The sequence below is a fragment of the Variovorax sp. UMC13 genome (genome assembly GCF_014170375.1).
Taxonomy (GTDB): domain Bacteria; phylum Pseudomonadota; class Gammaproteobacteria; order Burkholderiales; family Burkholderiaceae_C; genus Variovorax.
The window spans coordinates 130,862-152,517 of the sequence record NZ_LZZW01000016.1 but is presented as its reverse complement, the minus strand read 5'-3'; the positions used below and the strand labels follow the sequence as shown (position 1 = coordinate 152,517).

Genomic DNA, 21,656 nt, shown 5'->3' with positions numbered 1-21,656 from the left:
AAACTATGCGGACACACTCTCCGCCAACTTTTCCCGAGCCCCCCAATGAAAACGGCCACGGCAGTGCCGTGGCGCCGGAGCAGGGGGGGGGCGCAAGCACACGCGACGCCTGCGGACTCCGCCGCCGCCCGATCCCCGCTTTCAAGCCCCCGCCGCCGCGTCCCGCAAGGGCACCGGCGACGCCGATGCGAAGGTGTCGCCCAAAATCTGATTGCGCCCGCTCGACTTGCTCAGGTAGAGCTGGCGATCGGCATTGGCGATCCAGAGTTCGGCCGCCATGCCGGGCAGGCAGCGCGCGGTGGCGATGCCGATGCTGACGGTGACGTACGAGCTGACGGTCGACGACGTGTGCGGGATGCCCAGTGAATGCACCTGCGCATGTATTTCCCTGGCCACCGCCATGGCGGTGTCGAGGTCGGAGCCTGGCAGGACACAGGCGAATTCCTCGCCGCCGTAGCGTGCCGTCAGGTCGGAGGCGCGGCGCACCGCGCGGTTGAGCGCTGAGGCGACCATCGCGATGCAGCGATCACCGGCCGGGTGCCCATAGGTGTCGTTGAACAGCTTGAAGAAATCGATGTCGAGCATGATCACCGAGAGCCAGTCGGACGTGCGCGCGAGCCGCGCCGTCTCCACGGCCAGGGTCTGTTCCAGCCGCCTGCGATTGCTCAATCCCGTCAGCGCATCGGTCACGGCCATCTGGGCCAACTGGTCGCGCAGCCGCTTGAGCTCGATGTGGTTGCGCACCCGTGCCCGCAGCACGACGGGCTGGATGGGCTTGGTGACATAGTCGATCGCGCCGAGCAGCAGCCCTTTCGCTTCCGCCTCCTGGTCGCTCAGGCCGGTGGTGAAGATGATCGGAACGTCGGCGAGCAGCATGTCGCCCTTCAGCATTCGGCAGACTTCGTAGCCGTCGATGCCCGGCATCAGCACGTCGAGGAGGATCAGGTCGGGCAGCACGGACCGCGCGACTTCGAGGGCCTGCTCGCCCGAGGTCGCGAAGCAGATCTCGTAGTCGTCCTCCAGCGCTGCATTCATGATCTCGATGTTCGAGATCTCGTCGTCGACGACCAAAATCACGGCCCGCTCATTCATGGGTGCGTCCTGGGTGGGGGAGGGAATCACCGGGGAGGGCGCTCGCGCCGGTTCCCTGGTCCAGCAGCGCGAGGGCGCCGGCGTAGTCGAGCCGGTCCAGTGCGATCTTCACCGGATGCGCGAGCGCTGCTTCGGCCGACAGGCCCAGCGCCTGCGCGAGCTTGTCGAAGGACGCGCGCGCGCCCAGGCTGCGGCGCTTGAGCGCCGTCCGCAGCGCCTCGCCCGCGCCTTCGACGGCCGCGCTGTCCGCTGCGGGCGCGGCGGCCGGCACCATGGCGGTTTGGGTGGATGGCGTCAGGCCGGCAGCCGCTGCGAGCGCGGGCGACAGCAGCCGTTCGAGTGCGTCGAGGCGCTCCCCGATGTCCTGCGGAGGGCTGCCGTCCGCCAGCAGAGTCTCGATGGCCGCGGCCGCGTCCGCCACGGTGCCGATCTCCAGCGATGCCGCCACGCCCTTGAGCGTGTGGGCCAGGCGCCTCGCCTCGACCAGGGCGCCTTCCGCGATCTGGCGGCGCAGCGTGGGCACGGCATCGGCGAAGCCGTCGGCGAAACCGACGATCAGCTTGCGCAGCAGGGGGCGCTTGCCGTTGACGCGCTTGAGCGCCGCGGGAATGTCGAACGGCGGCAGGCTGTCCGGCAGCGCGTCCACCGGGGCCGCGGCCGCGGGGGGCGCCGGTGCCGTCGACGGCGGTGCCGCGCCCTGTGTTGCAGGCGCCTTCAGCCAGCGGTCGAGCGTGCGGACCAGGAGCGCCGGATCGACCGGCTTGGCGATGTGATCGTTCATGCCCGCCGCGAAGCAGCGATCGCGTTCCGCGGCATAGGCGTGGGCTGTCATGGCGATGATCGGCAGGCGCTCCGAGGTCCAGCGCTGGCGGATGCGGGTGGTGGCCTCGATGCCGTCCATCTCGGGCATTTGGACGTCCATCAGGATCGCGGCATAGCCCGCACTGTCCTGTGCTTCCACGCGCTCGCAGGCGATGCGCCCGTTCTCCGCGATGTCGACCGCCAGGCCGGCATCGCTCAGCAGCTCGATCGCGATTTCCCGGTTGATGTCGTTGTCCTCGACCAGCAGCACGCGCAGGCCGCGCAGGGCCGCGCTCACCATGGGCACCGTGGGGGCCTCGTCCTGGCCGGCAGCCTTCGGGGCGCCGCCCGGGGCAAACAGCCCGGTGATGGTTTCGAGCAGCACGTGCGGATCGACCGGCTTGACCAGAAACGCCGCGATGTCACTGGCTTCGGCCTCGCTGCGGAATTCCTCGTGCCGGTAGGCCGTGACCAGCAGCACCACCGGCAGCCGGGTCAGCGTCTTGCTCGCGCGCATGGCCTTGACGGTTTCGATGCCGTCGAGCCCCGGCATCTTCCAGTCGATCAGGGCCAGGTCGTAGGGCTGGCCCTGGGCGCTCGCCATTTCGACGGCGCCCAGCACTTCCTCGCCGGAGGCGACCAGGTCCACCGCCATCGACCACGAGGCGAACACGCTCTGCAGGATCTCGCGCGAGGCCGGGTTGTCGTCGGCGACCAGCACGCGCAGCTTCAGGATCTCCGGCGACGGCTGCGCGAAGGCCGACAGGGCGGCCTCGTCGCTGATGCCCATGACCACGGTGAAGGAGAAGGTGCTGCCGGTGCCGGGATGGCTCTCGACCCGGATCGATCCGCCCATCAGCTCGACGATCTGCTTGCTGATCGCCAGACCCAGCCCGGTGCCGCCGAAGCGCCGGGTCGTGGAGCTGTCGGCCTGGGTGAAGGAGTTGAACAGCGAGGCCTGTTGCGCCGCCGTCATGCCGATGCCCGTGTCCTGGACGGACACGTTCAGGGTGACGTCCTTGTCGTTGCGCTCCAGCAGGTTGACCGACACCGTGACGGCGCCGCTGTCGGTGAACTTGACGGCGTTGCTGACGAGGTTCAGCACGACCTGGTTGAAGCGGAACTCGTCGCCGATCAGCGTGGCGGGCACGTCCTTGCCCACCACCGACCGGATCACCACGCCCTTGGCTTCCGCATCGACCGCGGCCAGGTGCAGCTGGTTGTCGAGCGAGGCCCGCAGCGTGAACGACCGGTGCTCCAGCGACAGCTTGCCCGCCTCGTTCTTGGAGAAGTCCAGGATGTCGTTGATCAGGCGCAGCAGCGCGATGCCCGCATCGTTGATCTTGGAGACATAGGCCTGCTGCCTCGGCGTCATGTCGGTGCGCAGCGCCAGATGGCAAAAGCCCAGGATCGCGTTCATCGGCGTGCGGATCTCGTGGCTCATGTTGGCGAGGAACATGCTCTTGGCCCGGTTGGCTTCCTCGGCCTCCTGCGTGCGCGCCTCGAGCGCGTCGTTCTTGGCCATGATCTCCGCGCTCATCGTGCCGATGCGGCCGAAGGTCTCGACCAGCATGTCGCTCAGCCAGACCAGCACCGCGGTCTGGAAGGCCACGATGCCCGCGTGAAGCAGGACCCGCATCAGGTTACTGCCGCCCGGGAACACCGCATAGGGCAGCACGAAGTCCAGCAGCAGATGGTGCAGGGCGATGGCGGACGCCGCGACGATGATCGCCCGCCGGTCGCACCAGGCGATCGTGAGCGCCAGCGTGGCGAAGAAATACATGTGCATGTCGATCTGCCAGGACGAGCCCGACATCAGCGCCACCAGCAGCGCGGGCTCCCCCATCAGCGCCACCGCCGACAGGTAGCGCGTGGCCGGTGCGATGCCCTTGCGCCACCAGCTCAGGTGGTAGGCGCCGGCGAGCAGCGCGCCCGCCAGCGCGGCCCCGATGGCGGATTGCCCCGCGGCCATGGCCACGAACACCAGGATCGGCACATGCAGCCAGAACAGAAGCAGCAGGAAGCGCCCGAAGCGTTCGCGCACCTTGTCGAGTTCGATCGTCATTTCGAGAGTTCCAGGGCTGTGGGTTGGAAGCCGAGGCAGCCCCGCAGCCGCAGCGGATCGAGCACGAGCCATGCGCCCGCGCCATAGAGCGCGCGGACCGCATCGGGCCGCGTCGATTGGATGATCAGCAGGTTCGACGAGGCGCCGAAATCCATCACGCGGCCGTCGACCGATTGCACGAGCGCCACGCTCTGGTCCACGCTGTACCCGGCCGGGGCGACGACGGCGAACTGGCCGTCCTTGCCGGAAGGGTGGAGCGTGGCAACGGCCAGTCCGATGAGCAAGGCGAACAGCAGGCCCGCGGCCTGCCAGAGATCACTCAGCTTGAAACCCGGGTCGACCGCGCAAATGCCGAATTGCATGGGGGGTCGCGGCGTGCTTTGGGGCATCAGTGAATCTGGCACAGTCATGCAATACAAAAGAATTAATTTTCATTCTGTTCGCTGGATGGCGAGGCATGAAATTTTAATCGATCGTGAACTGGGACGGCCCCGATCTTGAATCGATTCCAAGTGCGAAATCGATTCATCGACTCGGAATGAGCGAACTGTGATCGCCTGTCGCGGCGCCGGGAAATTCCGCGAGTAACGACGCTGTTGTCGAATTCCCGTGTTTCCGATGGGTTGGGGGCAGGTCGCGAGCGACTGTCTTGCGAGACAGATCGGTACGCCTGGCTATACGGCGGATGGACATCTGCCCATGCCAAGCCAACGTCGATGACCGTCAATGGCGCCACGTCTTTCACGCCCAGGATCCGCGGATTCAAAATGGGCCGGATTGCGCTTCACATGGGGCGGTATGGGGCAGAAATCACCGCGCTGAAGGAGAAATTCTTGTCGGAGATAAAAATTCTGCGGGTCAAGTCACGGCGGAAATTTCGGACTTGGAAAATAAAAAGTCCAATTTTTTGCGCGGATTCGCCAGGGTCGGAGATCGCGAAATTCGACAGCCGGCCCCGCAAACATCCAATTGCGGGAGGTGGGGCGAAGGCCAGTGGCTGGTTTGTTTTGACCCCAGCGCCTGGGTACGGCATGGGCCGTCGAACCCAGGCGTTCAAACGCATCCATCGAGCCGCAGGATGAACCGTGCCTGAGGAGGCGGCCGCAGTCCCGAGAATCCCGCGATCTCGGCCCGGTGCTGCGCCATCAGGTACTGCACCGCCGACTTCGCCTGCATCGGTGTGGGCTCGTCCTCGGGCGCCTGTGCCAGGCGCATGTACGCGGTGAATGTGGGCCGGACCTGCGCGGCGCCTCCCAGTTCCGCTTCGAGGGTCAGGCCGTAGCGTTGCTCGGCGTTCCTTCGCTCGGCGCTCGGCAGGTCCGGGAAATCGATCAAGGCAACGGTGTAAGTCATGCACCGCGAACCGACGCCATGTCGATGTCGGCACTCGCCATCTGCCCCAGAACTTCCATCGCGTCGAGCCGGGCGACCTCCTCGCTGTCGAACGCGAGGGTGCTCTGTGCGAGAGGCGTCGCGTCGTCCGCCTCGAATCGCCAGGACCACATCGCCAGGCCGGTGCTGAAAACTTCGATCACGTGTGAATCAGGCGCCCGGCGTACTCACTTGGTGGTGTAGCCGCCATTGATCAGGATGGTCTGGCCGGTGATCCACCAGCCGTCGCTGACCAGGTGGCGGATGAACGGAACCACGTCTTCGATGTCGGTCAGGCCGGTCTTGCTGAAGGGCGAGAGCGCGGCTGCGGTCTTGTGATACGCCACCGCCTCCGGGCCTTCGGCCGGATAGAAGAAGGGCGTGTCCATCGGACCCGGCCCCACGGCCGTGACCGAGATCCCGCGGGCGCCGAACTCCTTGGCAGCCGCCCGGGTGTAGTGTTCGACGGGCGCCTTGGTGCCGGCATAGGCGGCATAGAAGGGCGTGAAGGCGCCGAGCAGCGAGGTCACCAGCGTGCAGACCTTGCCGTTGTCGTTGACGTGCTGGCCCGCTTCCTTGAGGAAGAAGAAGGCCGCCTTCGAGTTCACCGCCGTCATCTCGTCGTACTCCGCCTCGCTGATCTCGGCCAGCGGCTTCTTGAGCACCTTGCCGACGGTGTTGATGGCGATGTCCGGCCGGCCCACCGCGGCGATGGCGTCGGCAAAAAGCTTTTCGACCGCGCCGGCCGTGCCCAGGTCGGCCTGGAGGGCGACCGCCTGCGCGCCCGCGGCCTTCACCGCGGCAACGGTGGCGTCGGCATCCGCCTGGCTGCTGGTGCTGTTGTAGTGAATCGCCACAGCCCTGGCGCCGTGCCGGGCCAGGTCGCGGGCGATCAGTCCGCCCAGGTTCTTGGCGCCGCCTGCGATGAGCACGACTTTGCCTTGGATGGCATGGTCCGCCATGGGATCTCCTTCGATGGATTGAGCAGCCTTCAGTCTAGGCAGCAACGCAGCGGCGGATCAGCCCGGAGAAGCTGGATAGATTGTCCAGAAAATCGCGCCAATCGCATCGACCCGCCGATGAACCGCCGCTGCGTTCCGGCCATTCCCCTGGGCACCGGCAGTTGCCCGGGCCATGGGCGCCCCTACACTGTCGCCCGCCGGAATCAGGGACAACACCGTCGAACGAAGAGCAGAAGGACAGCACAAGGATATGGACAAGCTCGACCAGTACCGCGTCTTCGTCCAGGTGGCCGAGATGGGCAGTTTCATCAAGGCGGCGCACACGCTGGCCTTGCCCCGTGCCTCGGTCTCCGCGGCCGTGCAGCAACTGGAGTCGCAGGCCGGCACCCGCCTGCTGCATCGCACGACACGGCGGGTTCACCTGACCAGCGATGGGTCGCAGCTGCTGGAGCGCGTGCGCCAGTTGCTGGCCGATGCCGAAGACATCGGTGGGCTGTTCCGGGCCAGCCAGCACAAGGTCAGCGGGCGCCTCACCGTGGACGTCCCCAGCCGCATTGCGCGCCGCCTGATCGCGCCCGCGCTGCCCGGGTTGCTGCGGCGCCATCCCAGGCTGCTGCTCACGCTCGGGTCGACCGACCGGTCCATCGACCTGGTGCAGGAGGGCGTGGATTGCGCGGTGCGGATCGGCACGCTGCACGACAGCAGCCTGGCGGTGCGTCCGCTGGGGCACATCGCCTTGATCAACTGCGCCGCCCCGAGCTACCTGCACGAGCACGGCGTGCCGGAGAAGCCCGAGGACCTGGCATCCGGTCACTGGGCGGTGGGCTATGCGTCACCGACAACGGGCCGGGAACTGCCTTGGGAGTACCTGTCGGAGGGTGGGCAGGAGCAGACGAGCAGGGTTGCCAGCCGCGTGATCGTCAACAACGCCGAAAGCTATATCGCGTGCTGCCGCGCAGGGGGCGGCCTGATCCAGATCCCGCGCTTCGACGTCCAGTACCTGCTGGACAGTGGCGAACTGGTCGAGGTGATGCCAGCCTTCCGTCCGGCGCCGATGCCGGTGTCCCTGCTGTACCCGCACCGGCGCCAGCGATCGAACCGGCTGGCGTTGTTCGTCGAATGGTTCGGGGACCTGATTCGACCGCACCTCGAACGCTGATGCCTGCGATGCGCTTGAGCGTCAAGCCGACGAAGCTGAGGGTTGAGACGCTCAAGGCCCGCAACCGGGCCTTGCTTGGGGTGGCGTGAGCGAAGCGACAGCACCGCTATCGAATCACCCCCCACTGCTTCGCCCCCCAGGGCGCGCTCAGATGGCTGCCGACGAAGCAGCATAGAAAGGCCAGCGGAACCGTCACGAGGGCCGGCGGGTCGAGCGTCACGACAGGCGCCGCATGGCCGAGCACCTTGACCCAGACCGACGGCCCCAGCACGGTGAGGACGAGCGAGCCGACGATGCCCGCGCTGCCGCCCAGCACCGCACCGAAGGCCGTGAGCTTCTGCCAGTAGATGGCCAGCAGCAGCACCGGGAAGGTCGAGGAACAGGCGATGGAGAAGGCCAGGCTGATCATGTAGGCCACGTTCTGCCCCTTGAACGCGATGCCCAGCGCCACCGCGAGCAGGCCGAGCGCCACCGTGGCGATCCGGATGATCCGGAACTCCTCCTGCTCCGACGCGACGCGCTTCTTGAAGATGGCGCCGTAGATGTCGTGGCTCACGGCCGAGGCGCCGGACAGGGTCAGGCCCGCGACCACCGCGAGGATGGTGGCGAAGGCCACCGCTGCCACCACGCCGAACATCGCGTCGCCGCCCAGCAGGCGCGACAGGTGCAGCGCCGCGGTGTTGCCGCCGCCGATCAATGCACCGCTGGCGTCCAGGTAGGTCTTGTCCGAGCGGACCAGTGCCAGGGCGCCGAAGCCGATGATGAAGAGCAGGGCGTAGAAGCCGTTCATGAACACCGTCGCCCACAGCACCGAGCTGCGCGCGGCCCTGGCGTCCGGCACGGTGAAGAAGCGCATCAGCACATGCGGCAGGCCGGCGGTCCCGAACATGACGGCCAGGCCGAGCGAGAACGCCGACCACGGGTCTCTCGCCATCGTGGCGGTGCCGAGGATGGCGCCGCCCCGCGGATGGACCTCGACGGCGCTCGACAGCAAAGCCGCGAAGCTGAAGTCGAAGCGGGCCAGCACCAGGACCGAGATCACGCAGCCCACGCACAGCATCAGGACCGCCTTCACGATCTGCACCCAGGTCGTGGCCAGCATGCCGCCGAAGGCCACGTACAGGATCATCAACACGCCGACCAGCATGATGGCGATGCTGTAGTCGATGCCGAACAGCAGTTGCACCAGCTGGCCGGCCCCGACCATCTGGGCCACCAGGTAGAACGCCACGATGGTCAGGGAGGCGCAGGCGGAGAAGATGCGGATGCCGTTGCCGCCGAGCCGGGAGCAGACCACGTCCGTGAAGGTGTACTTCCCCATCTTGCGCAGCTTGCCCGCCATCAGGAAGACCACGACCGGCAGGCCGGTGGTGTAGCCGATGGCATAGAACAGGCCATCGAAGCCGCTGCTGAAGACCAGCGCCGACAGGCCCAGGAACGCGCCGGCCGAGAGCGCATCTCCGGTGATCGCCAGGCCGTTCTGGAAGCCGGAGATGTTGCCGCCCGCGGCATAGAAGTCGCTGGTCGAGGAGGTGCGCCTGGCCGCCCACCAGGTGATGAACAGGGTGCTGCCGATGACCAGGGCAAACAGGGACAGCGCGATGGCACTGGGGGCGGGCGCGCCGCTCCCCTGCGCCGCGGCGTGGCTGCATGCCAGGAGCATGGCGAACGCAAGGGCCAGGGTTTTCATCGCGCGCCCTCCCGGTTTGTGACGGCGACGTAGACGATGGTCAGCACCACGCCCAGCGCGATCACGCCCAGGCCTAGCGAGAAGGACACGGGGATGCCGCTCGAGAAGCGCCGGCCCGTGATGAAGGCCGGGGCGAAGCAGCAGGCGGCAACGAAGGAGAAGTACGACAGGACCTGCAGCGCCGTGAGCGCCAGGCCCAGGGCGACGTTGTCGCCCTCGTGGGGTTGAACTCGATGCATGTAAACCTCTTGGGAATGAAGAAAAAAAACAGGCGCAGGCCGGCCCACGCGGCGCTGGTGCAGCGCCGCTGGACGGAAGAGCGTTGGGTGTCGGACCCGGCTCAGAGCTCGCCGGTCAGGAACTGGGCGCGGCCCTTGCCGAACGACCAGTCCGCGTCGGCGTTCTCCACCACCGAGACCACCAGGTCGCCGGGCGCGAGGCCGCACTGCTCCCACAGATGGCGGCTGAGCAGCGCATAGAAGCGCAGCTTCGCCGCCTCGGGCCGCGGGCGCGTGACCACGGTGACCAGCACCGCATCGGGCGTGCGCGACATGCCGAGCCCGGTGTCGTCGAGCACCAGTTCGCCCGCGCGATGCCGCGTGACGGTCTGGTAGCGGTCGGTGGATGGAACGTCGAAGGCCTCGACCATGGCGCGGTGCGCGGCATCGAGCAGCGCACGGACGGCGGCGGCGTCGCGTCCTTCACCGATGTGGAAGTTCAGCAGGGGCATGGCTTGTTCCTCAGCCGCGGGTGCGCAGCAGGCGTGCGGCCTGCTCGGCGATGCCTTGCACGACCAGCGCCGCGGGCGGGATGTCGGCGATCAAACCGATGGCCTGGCCCACCGTGACATTCGCACAGTCGCAGTCGCCCGCGTCGTAGGCGCTCTCGACGCGGACTTTCTCTTCATCGCGCACGGCCTTCAGGGCCTCTTCCTGGCCATGCCATTGGCGGATGAAGTCGTTGACCATGAGGCGGCCGGTGTACTCCGCCGGCCAGTCGCGTCCGCGCGCGATGTCGTAGACCGAGGTGCGCACGGTCTGGCCGCCCTTCGCGCCGACCACGAGCTGCTTGGCCTTCGGGTGGATCAGCGCTTCCTGCGTGGCCCAGAAGCGCGTGCCGATCAGCACGCCGTCGGCCCCCAGCATGAGCGCCGCCGCCAGGCCGCGGCCGTCGGCGATGCCGCCGGCGCTCAGCAGCAGGGTGTCGGGCGACTTGCCCGCCAGGTAGTCGGCCGTTTCGGGTGTGAAGGTCATGGTGGTCTGGCGGTCGAAGCCGTGGCCGCCGGCTTCCGTTCCCTGCGCGACGATCACCGATGCGCCGCAGTCAATGGCGCGCTGCACATGCGCGAGCGTCTGCACCTGGCAGATCAGCGGCACGCCCGCATCGGTGACCTTGCGGGCATACGGCTCGGGGTCGGAGAAGGAGAGCATCAAGGCCTTGGGGCGGCGCTCGAGGGCCTTGTCCAGCAGCGACACGTCGTGGCCCATGGACCAGGTGATGAAGCCGCAGCCGATGGCGGCGTCCCCGGCCAGGTCGAACTCGCGTTGCAGCGTGTCGTGGCTGCCGTAGCCGCCGCCGAGCAAGCCCAGCGCGCCCGCGTTGGACACCGCGGCCGCGAGCCGTCCGCCGGAGGCGGGGTCCATGGGGGCGAGGGCGATGGGGTGGTTGAGGCCGAAGCGTCGTGTGAACCGGGTGTCGAGCATGGAGGCGTCTCCGCAGGTGGTTGAACTCGGCCGGATGCTAGGGAGTAGACGCCATCGTGAGAAACGATTTATTAAGATTCAAACCATGCTCAGAATGGATGGGTGAAAGCGGTGCTGCGCAGGCGTCGGCGTGCACCATGGCCGTGCCACGATGCGCCCGAGAGGGAAATCCCTAGCAGGCAGGGTCGGCATGCATCGTGCATCATCGATTTTTCAGATGGATGTGTTCAATGACCATCGTGAAGGGGAATTGAATGGAAGTGGCTGACCTGACGACCTTTGCCGCCGTGGCGCGCTGCGAGGGGATCACGCGCGCGGCGAAGGAACTGCACACGGTGCAGTCCAACGTGACCAACCGGATCCGCGCCCTGGAGGAAGAGGTGGGCGTGCGCCTGTTCGAGCGGCACAGCCGGGGCGTCGTGCTGACCAGCGCCGGGGTGCGCCTGCTGCCCTACGCCGCGCGTGCCGCGGCCCTGCTGCAGGAAGCGACGGCCATGGCCCGTGACGATGGCGAGGCCAACGGCACGCTGACCATCGGCACCATGGAAACGACCGTGGCGGTGCGCCTGCCGCCCGTGCTGGCGCGTTTCAGCGCGCTGTGCCCGGCGGTCGAGCTGGTTGTGCGGTCGGGGCCGACGGCCGAGCTGGTCGAGAAGGTCCTGGACGGAGAGATCGACGGGGCGTTCGTCGCCGGCCCCATCGACCATCCCTCGCTGCGGGTGGAGCGTGCGTTCGAGGAAGAGCTGGTGCTGGTGACTTCGCGCCGCTGGCCGGACCTCGCGGCGCTGCGCAACGACCGGGGCCCGATCGCGGCCCTGATGTTCCGCACGGGCTGCTCCTACCGGCAAAAGCTCGAGCAGCTGCTCGTGCAGCTGGGCAAGCCGGCGTTCAGGCGCCTGGAGTTCGGTTCGCTGGATGGCATCCTGGGCTGCGTCGCGGCCGACGTGGGCATCACGCTGCTGCCGCAGCAGGTGGTCGACCGCAGCCCCTCCGCGTCCGACCTGTTCGTGCACCAGGTTGATGTGAGCATCGCCCGCGCGCCGACGGTCTTCATCCAGCGCCGGGAAGCCTACGAGACGAGCGCGATGAAGGCCTTCGGGAAGTGTTTCGCATCGGCATCGGGTTTTGCCGCATCGCCCTATCCGGTGGCCGGGCGGGACGCGGCCATGGGCCTGGCGGCGGGCGCGCTCCTGCAGTCCTGAAGCGCCTCGCGGTGGGCGGCGCAACGGTCCGGCGGGGGCCGGGCGATGGCCGAGCCGTCCGCATGGCTGGCGATGGCCGTGGACTCGACAAGGACCGCATATCGACATGCGGTTTTCTTTCTTGCTCCATCGCCGGGAGATCCCGACGATCGACCTTTCGCCATCCCTCTCTCGCGACCCCATGTCTTTTCAGCAACAGCGCCGGCCAGGACGTTTCCTCCCCATTCTTCTCCTGACGGTCGCCTCGCTCGCAGGTGCCGTGCATGCCCAGCAGGGCGGCACCCTGAACCTCATCGTCCAGCCCGAGCCGATCTCCATCAATCCCGGTGTCAATCGCCTGGGACCCGCGACCTTCGTCGGCAGCAAGATCTACGACTCCCTGCTGGGCTACACGCAGAAGGACGTCGCACCGGTCCCGCGCCTGGCGCAAAGCTGGAGCATTTCACCGGACGGGCTGACCTACACCTTCAAGCTGCGCCCCAACGTGGTCTGGCACGACGGCAAGCCCTTCACCTCCAAGGACGTGGCCTTCAGCATCGGCGACTTCCTGCCGGCGATGTATGCCAACTCCCGCCACCTGCGCGAAGAGATCGCGCGCATCGAGACGCCCGACAGCCTGACGGTCACGGTCGTGCTCAAGGCGCCGTCGCCGGCCTACATCCGCACCTTCAACCTGCCGATCCTGCCCGCCCACAAGTACGTGGGCGTCACGGATTTCCGCAATGCGCCCGCCAACGCCGAGTTCGTCGGCACCGGGCCCTTCAAGTTCGCCGAGTGGAAGAAGGGCAGCTTCATCCGCCTGGTGCGCAACGAGAACTACTGGGACAAGGGCAAGCCGCACCTGGATGCCGTGCTGTTCCAGATCATCCCCGACGCGAACTCGCGCGCCATCGCCTTCGAGACGGGCAAGGTGGACGTGCTGCGCGCGGGCGACGTGGAGAACTTCGACATCAAGCGCCTGGCCGCGCTGCCCGGCGTGAGCCTGCGCGAGGACGGCTGGGAGTACCTGCAGCCCGTCGGCTATGTGCACCTGAACAACCGCATTCCGCAACTCTCCAATCTCAAGGTGCGGCAGGCGATCGTGCACGCGATCGACCGGGACTTCATCATCAACACGATCTTCTCGGGCTTCGGCAAGCCGATCAACGGGCCGCTGTCGCGCCTGTCGCCCTACAAGGATGCCAGCGTGGAGACCCAATACCGGTTCGATCCCAAGCTGGCCGCCAGGCTGCTGGACGAGGCGGGCTATCCGGTCGGCGCCAACGGCGTGCGCTTCGAACTGCGTCTGGTGCCCTTACCCTACGGCGAGCTGTGGTCGCGCCAGGCGGAGTACCTGCGCGAGGCCCTCGGGGCCGTGGGCATCAAGGTCAACATCGTGTCCACCGACGTGGCGGGCTGGTACAAGCGGCTGGTCAGCTTCGACTACGACATCGCGCAGAACTTCGTCTACACCACACCGGACCCGGACATCACGCCGACCTTCACCTACAAGACCCTCAAGGGCAACGACACCGGCTCGACGGGCGGCAACGTCAACGGCTACTCCAATGCCGAAGTGGACGCGTTGCTGGAGAAGGGCGCGCACGAGCGGGACGAGGCCAAGCGCCGGCAGATCTATTCCAAGGTGCAGCAGATCGTCTCCCGTGAAGTGCCCATGGTCTGGACGCACGACATCGTGTTTCCCACGCTCTACCGCAGCAAGGTCAAGAACCTGATCACCTCGGCCCTGGGCACCGACGACAACTTCGCGACGGTCGAGCTCGGCAAATGAACGCCATGGCGGCCGTGGCGGCACGGCTGGGCAAGGCGGCCCTGACCCTGTTGGCCGTGATCGTCGTCAGCTTCCTGCTGATCCGGCTGGCGCCTGGCGATCCGGCGCAGATGCTGGCCGGCGACTCCGGCTCGGCGGATGCCGCCTTCGTGGCGGAGATACGCCGCGACCTGGGCCTGGACCAGGGGCTGGACGTGCAACTGAGCCGCTACCTGAAGGCGGTGCTGCGCCTGGACTTCGGCGTGTCCTATCGCGAGAAGCGGCCCGTCGCCGACATGGTGCTGGAGCGCCTGCCCTCGACCCTGCTGCTCACGACCTCCGCGCTCGTCTTCTCGATCGTGGCGGGCATCGCCCTGGGGGCCCTGGCGGCCCGAAGGCCCGGCTCGCTGCTCGACGGCGCCATCACGGCCGTGTCCGTCACCTTCTTCGCCATGCCCATGTTCTGGGTCGGGCTCATGTTCATCATCGTCTTCGCGGTGCGCCTGGGGTGGCTCCCCTCCTATGGGATGCTGGATGCCAGCGCCGAGGCGCAGGGCGAATGGACTGCCCTTGCAGACCTGCTCAAGCACATGGTGCTGCCCGTGCTGACCCTGGGGCTCTACTACATGTCCATCCTTGCGCGGGTCAGCCGGGCCGCCTTGCTGCAGGTGGCCGGGGCCGACTTCATCCGAACCGCCCGGGCCAAGGGGCTGTCGCCGGGCCTGATCTGGCGCGACCACCTGTTTCGCAACGCCTTGCTGCCCATCCTCACCGTGGTCGCATTGCAGGCGGCCCAGCTGGTCGGCGGCTCGGTGCTGGTGGAAACCGTGTTCGCGTGGCCGGGCATCGGGCGCTTCGCCTTCGAGGCTTTGATGACACGCGACTACAACGTGCTGCTGGCCGTGTTCATCCTCACGTCCTTCGGCGTCATCGTCGTCAACCTGCTGGCGGACATGCTCTACCAGGCCATCGACCCGCGCATCGACCGGGCCAGCGCGACATGAGCCGGCATTCACGACACCCCCTGCGGCGGCCGCTGGTGCTGTTCGGCTTCGCGGTGCTCGCGCTGCTCCTGTGTTGCGTGGTGTTCGCGGACTGGCTGTACCCCGGCAACCCCTGGCGCATGGTTGCGCAGCCCAACCTTCCGCCGCTGTCGCCGGGCTTCCCCGCGGGCACCGACATGCTGGGCCGCGACCTGGCGGCCGGGCTGGTGCATGGCTCGCGCGCCACGCTGGCGGTGGCCTTCAGCGTGGTCGCCATCGCGATCGGCGTGGGCGTGCTGCTGGGCCTGGCGGCGGGCTACCTGGGCGGGCGCGTGGACGCTTCGATCATGCTCGCCACCGAATTCTTCCAGTCGATTCCCGGCCTGCTGCTGACCATCATCATCGTCGCCATCCTGTCCGCGACGCCCGCGCACATCGTCTTCTCCATCGCGTTGATCGCATGGCCGCCGATCGTGCGCGTGGTGCGGGCCGAGGTGCTGACGCTGCGCGCGCTGGACTGGGTGCGTGCCGCGCGCGTCAGCGGCCTGTCGCCGGCGCGCATCGCGCTCCTGCATGTGCTGCCCAACGTGCTGCCGCAGGTCATGGTGCAGGCCTCGCTGATGCTGGCGGGCGCCATCATGATCGAGTCCGCGATCAGCTTCCTCGGCCTGGGCAGCCGCGATTTCATCTCCTGGGGCTTCCTGCTGGGCTCCGGGCGCACGTCCTTCCAGGTGAACTGGTGGCTGTCCACCTTGCCCGGCCTGGCCATCTTCTTCACCGTGCTGGCCTTCAACCTGATCGGCGATGGCCTGGAACGCTGGCTGCATCCGAAGTCGGCCCGGGGGCACGCATGACCCGGCAGCCGCCGCCGATCGAGCGCGTGAACGCGCCCCTGGTGCAGATCCATGACCTGGACATCGCGCTGCCGGCCGATGCCGACCGGGCCCTGGCCGTGGAAGCCGCATCGCTGACCATCGCGCGCGGCGAAGTGCTGTGCATCGTCGGCGAGAGCGGCTCCGGCAAATCGGTGCTCGCATCGGCCATCGCCGGACTGCTGCCCGGCGACACCCTGCGCGTCGCGCGCGGCAGCCTTCACTTCGACGGGCAGGACGTGCTCGCCATGCGCGAGCCCGCGCTGCGCCGCCTGCGCGGCGCGCGCATCGGCTACGTCTTCCAGGAGCCCATGACAGCGCTCAATCCGCTGCTGACGGTGGGCCGCCAGATCGCCGAGGCCCTGGCGGCGCACGGGCTGCCGGCCGCGCCGGACCAGATCGCCGAACTGCTGGCGGCCATGCAGCTGCCCGAGCCGCGGACCCTGGCCAGGCGCTATCCGCACGAGCTGTCCGGCGGCCAGCGGCAGCGCGTGGCCATCGCCATCGCGGTGGCCTGCGGGCCGGAACTGCTGATCGCCGACGAGCCCACCACCGCGCTGGACGTGACGACGCAGGCCGAGATCCTGAAGCTGATCCTGGACCTGCGTGCGCAACGTGGGCTCAGCGTGCTGTTCATCACGCACGACTTCGGCGTGGTGCGGGACATCGCCGACCGCGTCGCGGTCATGCAGCACGGCCGCATCGTCGAGCAGGGGCCCGCCGCCGCGCTGCTGGGCCAGCCGCGGCACGACTACACGCGGCGCCTGCTGGCCGCGGTTCCCAAACTGCAGGCCGACCGACCCGCGCCCGCGCCGGGCCGTCCGGTGGTCCTGGCCCTGGACGGCATCGAGAAGCACTATGCGGGCCGGCGCCATGTCCTGAGCCGGCAACGCAAGATCACGCATGCATTGCACGGTGTCGACCTGAACCTGCGCGCGGGCGAGACCGTAGCACTGGTCGGGGAGAGCGGTTCCGGCAAGTCCACGCTGGGGCAGATCATCGTCGGCCTGCTGGACCGGAATGCCGGCAGCTTCGCCCTGGAAGGGGAGCCCATCCACAAGGCCCGCGACCTGTTCACGCCCCGATGGCGCCCCGCGGTGCAGATGGTGTTCCAGGACCCGCAGTCTTCGCTCAACCCGCGCCACACCATCCGCCGCATCCTGACCGAGCCGGTGCTGCTGCAGGGCGTCCCGCGCGCGGAGGCCGAGGCCCGCATGGCGGACCTGCTGGTGCGCGTGGGCCTGGAGCCTTCCGTGGCCGACCGGCGTCCGCATGCCTTCTCCGGCGGACAGCGGCAACGCATCGGTCTGGCGCGCGCGCTCATGATGCGCCCGCGCCTGCTGGTCGCCGACGAGCCCGTCTCGGCGCTGGACGTCTCGGTGCAGGCCCAGGTGCTGCAACTGCTCGACGAGCTGCAGCGCGAACTCGGGCTGGCCATGCTGTTCATCACCCACGACCTGCGCGTGGCCGCCCAGGTGGCCGACCGCATCGCCGTCATGCAGCACGGCCGCATCGTCGAAGAGGCCGCCACGGCCGCGCTGTTGCGCGCACCGCGGTCGGACTACACCCGGGCCCTGCTGGCGGCCATCCCCGGCGAGCGCGCGCACGCGCCTGCGCACGACCTTGCGCGCCCGCCGGCCAGCACTTCCGCGTCGTCCCTCCGGATCCCCGACGCATCCACCGTCTGAAGGAAAGAACCATGAACACTGCAGTGAAGGCCCACGCTTCGCTGACCTACCTGCGCGCCGCGACCGCGCAGGAAGAGGCCCTCGTCGCGCGCTTCCAGCCGATCTTCGACCGCATCGCCGAGGGCAACGTCGAGCGCGAACGCCACCGCACCTTCCCCTACGAGCAGGTGCAGTGGCTCAAGGACGCCGACTTCGCGCTGCTGCGCATCCCCGAGGCGTTCGGCGGCTGGGGGGCGTCGCTGGAGCAGACCTTCTACCTGCTGGCCTTGCTGGCCGAGGCGGATGCCAACGTGGCCCATGTCTGGCGCAACCACCTGGCCTTCATCGAGGACCGCCTCAACGCCGCGCCGTCGCCGACCAACGAACGCTGGCTTCAGCGTTTCAAGGACCGCGAGTTCGTCGGTGGCGGATGGACGGAAGCCAACAACGGCACCTACGCCAACATCCAGACGAGGGTGACGCAGGAAGAGGGCCTCTACAAGGTCACGGGCGCCAAGTTCTATGCCACCGGCAGCCTCTACGCCGACTGGCTCGACGTGATCGGCAAGGGCGAGGACGGTTCGCTCATCACCACGCTGGTCAGCCGCCACCAGCCCGGCGTGGTGCTGAGCGACGACTGGCCGGGCTTCGGCCAGCGCACCACGGCCAGCGGCAGCGTCACCTACCAGGAGGCCGTGGCGCACGAGGGCGATGTGTTTCCGGCCAGCGAGCGCGTGGTCTACCAGGGCCACTTCTATCAGACGGCACTGCTGGCCGTGCTCACCGGCATCACCCGAGCCATCCAGCGCGACGGCATCGCCTCGCTCCGGTCGCGGGGGCGCAACTATCCGCAGGGCCTGGACCCGGTGCCCGCGCTGGACGCGCAGCTGCTGCAGGTGATCGGCGAAGTGTCGGCGCGCGTGTTCTCGACCGAAGCCGCCTTGCGCCAGGCCGCGCGCTCGCTCGACCGCATCGCCGCCGCCCATGCCGCGGGCGACCTCGCGCTGCGCGACCAGCGTGCCATTGCCGGGGAAGTTTCCGTCGCGCAGGCGCAGCTCGCGATCGTGGACGGCGTGCTGTACGCGGCCACGCATGTCTTCGGTGCGCTGGGCGCGTCCGCCACCTCCGAGCTCAGCGCGCTCGACCGCCACTGGCGCAATGCGCGCACGCTCGCATCGCACAACCCGGTCGCCTACAAGGCGCGCATCCTCGGCGACTATCTGGTCAACGGCAAGTCGCCGGTGTCGAGCATCGCCCGGCTCGGCCGCGGCGGCCAGGGAAACTGAGGGGCCCGCGAGATGACCCGTCCCTACCTTGCGCTCGGGCTCGCCGGGCCGCACCTGATCGAACTGACCGCCAGCCGCGCCTTGCTCGCGCGCTGGGACGCCTTGCCGCTGGCCTTCAGCGTGCTGGGCATCGACCGCGTGGACGGCAGCGCGCCGGCCGCCACCACGCTGGCGAGCAGTGCCGTGGGCGCCACCCTCGCGGGCGCGACGCAGCGGGGGCGCTTCTTCGTCACCGCCACGCCGCAGCGCGACCATCCCTACAACATCGCACGCCGCGTCGCTTCGCTGGCCCATCTGTCGCGGGGCCGCAGCGGCCTGCTGATCGGTGTGCGCGATGCCTATGCGCCCGCAGGCCCGAAGGAGGCGCCGGCCTGGGGCGGCGCGGGGCTGGGCGGCGGCACCGCGCTCGACGCGCAGACGGCCTTCGACGCGGCCCGTGCGGTGCGCGCCCTGGAACAGAGCTGGCCCTACGACACCATCGTCGGCAACCGCGAGAAGGGGGTGCTGGTGGAGGCCCACCGCATCGTGCACGTCGATCTGGCGAACCGCTTCTCGATCGCGGGGCCCCTGAACGCGCCCGAGCCCGCGACGGGCGCCTCGGTGATCGCGTGGTACGCGGCCACCCCGGCGGACCGGGCCCCGACAGCCGACGACGACCCCATCGAACTGGTGCTGGGCGGTGCCGGCACGGTGCCGGTGCTGCCGCTGGGCCAGGAGCCGCCGCCCGGGCCCTGGCCCGGCCTGGTGCTGCGGGCCGGCCTCGAGCAGTCGGTGGATGCGCTGCTCGACACGGCCGAACGCTGGCTGGCCGACGGCCTTGTCGTGCCCGTGGCGGCCGGCGGGTCGCTGCGCGCCGCGCTCCGGCTGCCCGCACCCGCGCCGCTCGCTGTCACCGCGCGCGCGGCCTTCCCGGTGCCCCAGCCCCATGTTCCTCCTTCGCACCCCGCGGTACGGCACCCATGACGAACAAACGATCCGGCCATGTCCTCCTGGGCATCAACGTGCTGGTGCTGGGCTACCTGCCCGCCGCATGGAAGACGCCGCTGCTGAAGAAGGACGCCTTCATCGACCCCGACTACTGGGCGAGCCTGGGGCGGACCGCCGAACGCGGCACCCTCGATGCCCTGTTCCTGGCGGATGGACCGCTGCTGGGCAATCCCGCCCACGACGCCAACCCGATCCGGCTCGAACCGACGGTGAACTGGGGCCAGGTGGCCGCGGCCACCTCGCATGTGGGCCTGGTGGCCACCGCCTCGTCGACCTTCAACGACCCCTTCGAGCTGGCCGAACGCGTGCTGTCGTGGGACCACCAGACGGGCGGGCGCGCAGCGGTCAATGTTGTCACCACCCGGGGCGTGCCCGCCGCGCGCAACTTCGGCCTGCCGGACATCCCGCAGCGCGACGACCGCTACGAGCGTGCCAGCGAATTCGTGGACGTGGTGCGGGCGCTGTGGGCGTCGGCCGCCACGGGGCAGGACGTGCATCACCACGGCGCCTTCTTCGACATCGAGGGTCGATTGCGCGTCCCGCCGTCACGGCAGGGCCAGCCCGTCATCTTCCAGGCCGGCGGCTCGCCACAGGGGCGTGCACTGGCCGGGCGGGTGGCCGAGGGCGTCTTCGCGGCCGAACTGACGAAGGAACAGGCCATCGCGCACTACAAGATGGTCAAGGGCCTGGCCCGCGACCATGGCCGTTCGCCCGACGACATCAAGATCCTTCCCGGCCTGCTGCTGAGCCTGGGCAGCACCGAGGAAGAGGCGCGTCGTCGCTGCGACGAGATCCACGATGCCGGGCCGGCGTCGTATTCGATCGGCTGGCTGTCGCAGGCGATCGGTTACGACGCCTCGACCCTCGAACTCGATGCGCCGTTTCCCGAGGAGGTGCTGGGCCCGCTGAAGAACAGCCAGACCTTCCTGGGCAGCATCGGTTTTCGCGAGTCGATCGTCGCGCAGATCCGCAAGACCCGGCCCACGGTGCGGGAGTACCTGCAGCAGACGCGCTACACCGGCTCAGGCCACGCCGGCTTCGTCGGCACGCCCGAACAGCTGGCCGACCACATCGAGGACTGGTTCCGTGCCGGCGCCATCGACGGCTTCAACCTGCAGCCGGATCGGCTGATCGACGGGCTCGACGTGATCGTCGACGAGCTGGTGCCGATCCTGCGCAAGCGCGGCCTGTACCGCCACGCCTACGAGACGCAGACCTTGCGCGAGCATTTCCGGGCGAGCGCACCGACGGCTGCGCTGTGAAGAGGGATCGCCCGGCACGCGCGCCGACGCGCTGGCCGCCTCAAGCGGTGCCGCGGCGCAGGAACATGTGCGTGGCGCGCTCGCCGGCCACCTGCCGTTCGCAGCGGTAGCCCAGCGCCGGCAGATCGAGGCCCGAGAACAGCGCCTCGCCGCGGCCCAGCAGCACGGGGCGCACGGCCAGGTGCAGTTCGTCGATCAGCCCGGCCTGCAGGTACGCGCGCACGGTGGCCACGCCGCCGCCCACGCGGACATCGCGCCCACCCGCGGCGGCCCGCGCCTGCGCCAGCGCATCGTGGATGCCGCCGGTGACGAAGTGGAAGGTGGTGCCGCCCCGCATCTTCAGGGGCGCGCGGGCATGGTGGGTCAGCACGAAGACCGGCACATGGTAGGGCGGCTCGTCGCCCCACCAGCCTTTCCACTGCGCGTCGGGCCAGGGGCCGCGCACCGGCCCGAACATGTTGCGCCCGAGGATCCAGGCGCCCATCTCGGCGAAGCCTTGCTCGGCGATCTCGTTGTCGATGCCGGTCTCGCCGTCGGCCTCGCTCCCCTGCTGCATCCGCTGCCAGACGCGCGTGGGAAAGAACCAGTCCATGAGTTCGGGGCCACGAACACCCAGCGGGTGCGCCAGGCTCTGGTCGGGGCCGGCGGCAAAGCCGTCGAGCGAAAGGCCGAAGCTGCGCACGAGCAATCGGGTCATGGCGTCGTCTCCTGCAGGAAGGGGATGGCAGTCTAGCGCCGGTGCGCGCCCACGCTGCGGTCGGCGCGAGCAGGCGCTGTATCCGACCGTCGAATGGCTCGGGTACG

At 68.7% G+C, this 21,656-nt stretch carries 20 protein-coding genes; 9 read left to right on the top strand and 11 right to left on the bottom strand.

Annotation, left to right across the window (positions count from 1 at the left end):
* Positions 1 to 141: 141 nt before the first annotated feature.
* The 6 genes from A9977_RS13895 to A9977_RS13870 form a co-directional block, all read right to left on the bottom strand.
* On the bottom strand, positions 142 to 1,092 hold the full coding sequence (locus A9977_RS13895) for a diguanylate cyclase (RefSeq protein WP_183025431.1): 951 nt from the start codon (positions 1,090 to 1,092) through the stop codon (positions 142 to 144).
* Positions 1,085 to 3,958, bottom strand: a complete 2,874-nt coding sequence (locus A9977_RS13890) for a response regulator (protein ID WP_183025430.1) — start codon at positions 3,956 to 3,958, stop codon at positions 1,085 to 1,087. The genes A9977_RS13895 and A9977_RS13890 overlap by 8 nt, the downstream gene beginning before the upstream one ends.
* Positions 3,955 to 4,320 (bottom strand): hypothetical protein, encoded by a 366-nt coding sequence (locus A9977_RS13885; RefSeq protein WP_183025429.1) that lies wholly within the window; start codon positions 4,318 to 4,320, stop codon positions 3,955 to 3,957. Before A9977_RS13885 ends, A9977_RS13890 begins: the two co-directional genes overlap by 4 nt.
* A gap of 691 nt (positions 4,321 to 5,011) precedes the next feature.
* Entirely contained in the window at positions 5,012 to 5,311 is a 300-nt protein-coding gene (locus A9977_RS13880; protein WP_183025428.1) for a hypothetical protein, read from the bottom strand.
* Positions 5,308 to 5,493, bottom strand: a complete 186-nt coding sequence (locus A9977_RS13875; protein WP_183025427.1) for a hypothetical protein — start codon at positions 5,491 to 5,493, stop codon at positions 5,308 to 5,310. Before A9977_RS13875 ends, A9977_RS13880 begins: the two co-directional genes overlap by 4 nt.
* Positions 5,494 to 5,517: 24 nt before the next feature.
* Positions 5,518 to 6,291, bottom strand: coding sequence for an SDR family oxidoreductase (locus A9977_RS13870; protein ID WP_183025426.1), 774 nt, complete (start codon positions 6,289 to 6,291; stop codon positions 5,518 to 5,520).
* Between the two features lie 250 nt (positions 6,292 to 6,541).
* On the opposite strand from A9977_RS13870, the gene A9977_RS13865 reads away from it, so the two are divergent.
* A complete protein-coding gene (locus A9977_RS13865) occupies positions 6,542 to 7,450 on the top strand; it encodes a LysR family transcriptional regulator (protein WP_183025425.1) in 909 nt (302 codons plus the stop codon).
* Positions 7,451 to 7,556: 106 nt separating this feature from the next.
* On the opposite strand, the gene A9977_RS13860 is transcribed toward A9977_RS13865, so the two are convergent.
* The 4 genes from A9977_RS13860 to A9977_RS13845 form a co-directional block, all read right to left on the bottom strand.
* Positions 7,557 to 9,140: a sodium:solute symporter family transporter gene (locus A9977_RS13860; protein WP_183025424.1), complete on the bottom strand. Its 1,584-nt coding sequence runs from the start codon at positions 9,138 to 9,140 to the stop codon at positions 7,557 to 7,559.
* The gene (locus A9977_RS13855) at positions 9,137 to 9,379 is read right to left on the bottom strand and encodes a DUF485 domain-containing protein (RefSeq protein WP_183025423.1); all 243 of its coding nucleotides are present in this window, start codon (positions 9,377 to 9,379) and stop codon (positions 9,137 to 9,139) included. The genes A9977_RS13860 and A9977_RS13855 overlap by 4 nt, the downstream gene beginning before the upstream one ends.
* A gap of 101 nt (positions 9,380 to 9,480) precedes the next feature.
* A complete protein-coding gene (locus A9977_RS13850; RefSeq protein ID WP_183025422.1) occupies positions 9,481 to 9,870 on the bottom strand; it encodes a tautomerase family protein in 390 nt (129 codons plus the stop codon).
* Positions 9,871 to 9,880: 10 nt separating this feature from the next.
* Complete coding sequence (locus A9977_RS13845) at positions 9,881 to 10,843, bottom strand: nitronate monooxygenase family protein (RefSeq protein ID WP_183025421.1); 963 nt, start codon at positions 10,841 to 10,843, stop codon at positions 9,881 to 9,883.
* A gap of 254 nt (positions 10,844 to 11,097) precedes the next feature.
* On the opposite strand from A9977_RS13845, the gene A9977_RS13840 reads away from it, so the two are divergent.
* The 8 genes from A9977_RS13840 to A9977_RS13805 all read left to right on the top strand — a co-directional run bounded on the left by A9977_RS13840 (position 11,098) and on the right by A9977_RS13805 (position 20,852).
* Positions 11,098 to 12,045 (top strand): LysR family transcriptional regulator, encoded by a 948-nt coding sequence (locus A9977_RS13840; protein WP_183025420.1) that lies wholly within the window; start codon positions 11,098 to 11,100, stop codon positions 12,043 to 12,045.
* Positions 12,046 to 12,226: 181 nt separating this feature from the next.
* Complete coding sequence (locus A9977_RS13835) at positions 12,227 to 13,816, top strand: ABC transporter substrate-binding protein (RefSeq protein ID WP_183025419.1); 1,590 nt, start codon at positions 12,227 to 12,229, stop codon at positions 13,814 to 13,816.
* Positions 13,813 to 14,799 carry an ABC transporter permease gene (locus A9977_RS13830; protein WP_220811769.1) on the top strand — a complete coding sequence of 329 codons (987 nt, stop codon included), beginning with the start codon at positions 13,813 to 13,815 and terminating at the stop codon, positions 14,797 to 14,799. Before A9977_RS13835 ends, A9977_RS13830 begins: the two co-directional genes overlap by 4 nt.
* A complete protein-coding gene (locus A9977_RS13825) occupies positions 14,796 to 15,632 on the top strand; it encodes an ABC transporter permease (RefSeq protein ID WP_183025418.1) in 837 nt (278 codons plus the stop codon). Before A9977_RS13830 ends, A9977_RS13825 begins: the two co-directional genes overlap by 4 nt.
* Positions 15,629 to 17,338 carry an ABC transporter ATP-binding protein gene (locus A9977_RS13820; RefSeq protein ID WP_183025417.1) on the top strand — a complete coding sequence of 570 codons (1,710 nt, stop codon included), beginning with the start codon at positions 15,629 to 15,631 and terminating at the stop codon, positions 17,336 to 17,338. The genes A9977_RS13825 and A9977_RS13820 overlap by 4 nt, the downstream gene beginning before the upstream one ends.
* An 11-nt stretch (positions 17,339 to 17,349) precedes the next feature.
* Positions 17,350 to 18,603, top strand: a complete 1,254-nt coding sequence (locus tag A9977_RS13815; RefSeq protein ID WP_183025416.1) for an acyl-CoA dehydrogenase — start codon at positions 17,350 to 17,352, stop codon at positions 18,601 to 18,603.
* Positions 18,604 to 18,615: 12 nt separating this feature from the next.
* Positions 18,616 to 19,566 carry an LLM class flavin-dependent oxidoreductase gene (locus A9977_RS13810; RefSeq protein ID WP_183025415.1) on the top strand — a complete coding sequence of 317 codons (951 nt, stop codon included), beginning with the start codon at positions 18,616 to 18,618 and terminating at the stop codon, positions 19,564 to 19,566.
* Positions 19,563 to 20,852 (top strand): NtaA/DmoA family FMN-dependent monooxygenase, encoded by a 1,290-nt coding sequence (locus tag A9977_RS13805; protein ID WP_183025414.1) that lies wholly within the window; start codon positions 19,563 to 19,565, stop codon positions 20,850 to 20,852. The genes A9977_RS13810 and A9977_RS13805 overlap by 4 nt, the downstream gene beginning before the upstream one ends.
* Before the next feature lie 40 nt (positions 20,853 to 20,892).
* Here A9977_RS13805 and A9977_RS13800 read toward each other — a convergent pair whose 3' ends face one another.
* Positions 20,893 to 21,549 (bottom strand): dihydrofolate reductase family protein, encoded by a 657-nt coding sequence (locus tag A9977_RS13800; RefSeq protein WP_183025413.1) that lies wholly within the window; start codon positions 21,547 to 21,549, stop codon positions 20,893 to 20,895.
* Between the last annotated feature and the right edge of the window lie 107 nt (positions 21,550 to 21,656).